Here is a 1721-nt window from a genome sequence, read left to right as displayed (position 1 = left end):
ACATATGCCAGCGACGCCAGAACTCGGTTACACTGCGCGAAAGATAGGGATAATTGAAATTTTCCAAAAAATGAAAACCAAACATGGATCCCAGCCCGATGGCCATATCTGAATAACCCGAAAAGTCAAAGTATATTTGCAAGGTGAAGGCCAAGGATCCCATCCACAGGGAAAGGATGCTGGAAGCTCCGCCTGTGGACAGATTGCGGGCAAACTCAGCCAGTGTGTTGGCAATCAGAATTTTTTTCCCCAACCCGCAGACGAAGCGGCTGATCCCCGAGGCGAAGAGCTCCGCCGTTACCTTTCTGCTCCGGATCTCCGAGGAAATGGTTTGGAAACGAACGATGGGCCCCGCGATTAACTGTGGAAAAAAGGAGACATACATGAGGAAATAAAAAGGGTTGCGTTCCGCCTCGAGATCTTTTCGGTAGACATCAACCACATAGGAGAGGATTTGGAAGGTGTAGAAACTGACACCGATCGGCAGCGCCAGCTTGAGGGGTGTCAGTGTAACCGGGAGAAGCCGGCTGAGATTGCTGATAATGAAATCGCCGTACTTGAACAGGAAAAGAGGAATCAGGCAGACGATCACACCGGCCGCAAGTGCCAGCCTCCTTAAGTGATTCTGTTTCAAGTGGTTGATGGCCAGGCCGGCCAGATAGCCGGACAGGGCCGTTGTCACCATAATGACCGAAAACCGTGGCTCCCCCCATGTGTAGAAGACCAGGCTTGCGGCAAGGAGAACCGCATTTTTCATCTGCGGGGGAACCACGAAATAGACGGCCAGAACAGCCGGAAGAAAGTAATAGAGAAAGGTGATGCTTGAAAAGAGCATGAACCGGACGCTTAGCCAAGCACCGTGAACTGCGCCGCGCCTGCGATGGCATTGACTTCATCCACACTTCCCATGATAAAGAGGACAAGCTGGCCGCGGGTCGCCACATAAACAGTGTCAGCTTCGACACAAATCCATTTGCGAAGATCGGCTTTCTCCTTCAGCTCCCCGGCAAAGAGGAGGGGATCTTCCCCTTCAGCGAGCCTGAACAGTCCCATGGCGAAAGGGTGAACATTGATCATGGGCTGGAGTGAGTACGCTTCCGTATAAGATCCGCTCACCTGCTCGGCTCCGATCAGATAACCGGCTTCGCCGGCCTTGATTTCTTCCAGCATGCCACCTTCAAGCAGGTCCTTCATTTCCGCTTTTTCGACCATGTCTGACAGTGCCTCCTTAAGGTCACCGATTTCTTCATGGGCCGGTCCGGTCTCCGTTTCGTTTCCTTTTGATTGACAGGCTGACGCGAATATCAAGGTGAATAAGAGGATTATTGCCAATACTTTTTTCATTTTAAACTCCCAGATTGATAAATGATCGCGGACAAAGTCCGCCCAAGCACTAGACGCCTGCATCACGGAAAGGTTACGACAATAAATGAAAGCCCGGCAAATAATTCAGGCCATGGCATGAAATCTAACCTTGATCCCCGTTTTCTTCCACCCGGATGGCCTCAGCCAGAAGCTCCCAGATGGAGGAATCAAGTTTTCGATCCGCCAGCATCCATGGTTTCTTCTTCAGTGTCTCGAGGACTTGCATGAGCAGTCTCCCGCGCTCAATCCTTGCCTCATGACCTGAAAGAAGCACCGGGGGCACCGCGTGATCACTCCAGCGGGTGGGGCGTGAGTATTGGGGCCATTCCAGGAGTCCATCAGCAAAGGATTCCATT

3 protein-coding genes are annotated in these 1721 nt (G+C 51.8%); all 3 read right to left on the bottom strand.

The features are described from left to right. Window positions 1–835, bottom strand: an 835-nt coding sequence (locus GX147_11205) for an MBOAT family protein (protein ID NLN61236.1), incomplete at its 3' end; no start/stop codon positions are given. 11 nt (window positions 836–846) lie between these two features. Then, window positions 847–1344 carry a hypothetical protein gene (locus GX147_11200; GenBank protein ID NLN61235.1) on the bottom strand — a complete coding sequence of 166 codons (498 nt, stop codon included), beginning with the start codon at window positions 1342–1344 and terminating at the stop codon, window positions 847–849. 124 nt (window positions 1345–1468) lie between these two features. After that, on the bottom strand, window positions 1469–1721 hold a 253-nt coding region (locus tag GX147_11195), incomplete at its 5' end, for a tRNA (guanosine(37)-N1)-methyltransferase TrmD (GenBank protein NLN61234.1).

Source organism: Deltaproteobacteria bacterium (assembly GCA_012522415.1).
In the GTDB taxonomy this organism is placed as follows: Bacteria; Desulfobacterota; Syntrophia; order Syntrophales; family JAAYKM01; genus JAAYKM01.
This window is presented reverse-complemented; position numbering and strand designations above follow the sequence as displayed.

Bases quoted from the DNA above. Each gene is read 5' to 3' on its own strand.
- GX147_11200 (NLN61235.1), bottom strand. From the start codon at position 1,344: ATGAAAAAAGTATTGGCAATAATCCTCTTATTCACCTTGATATTCGCG.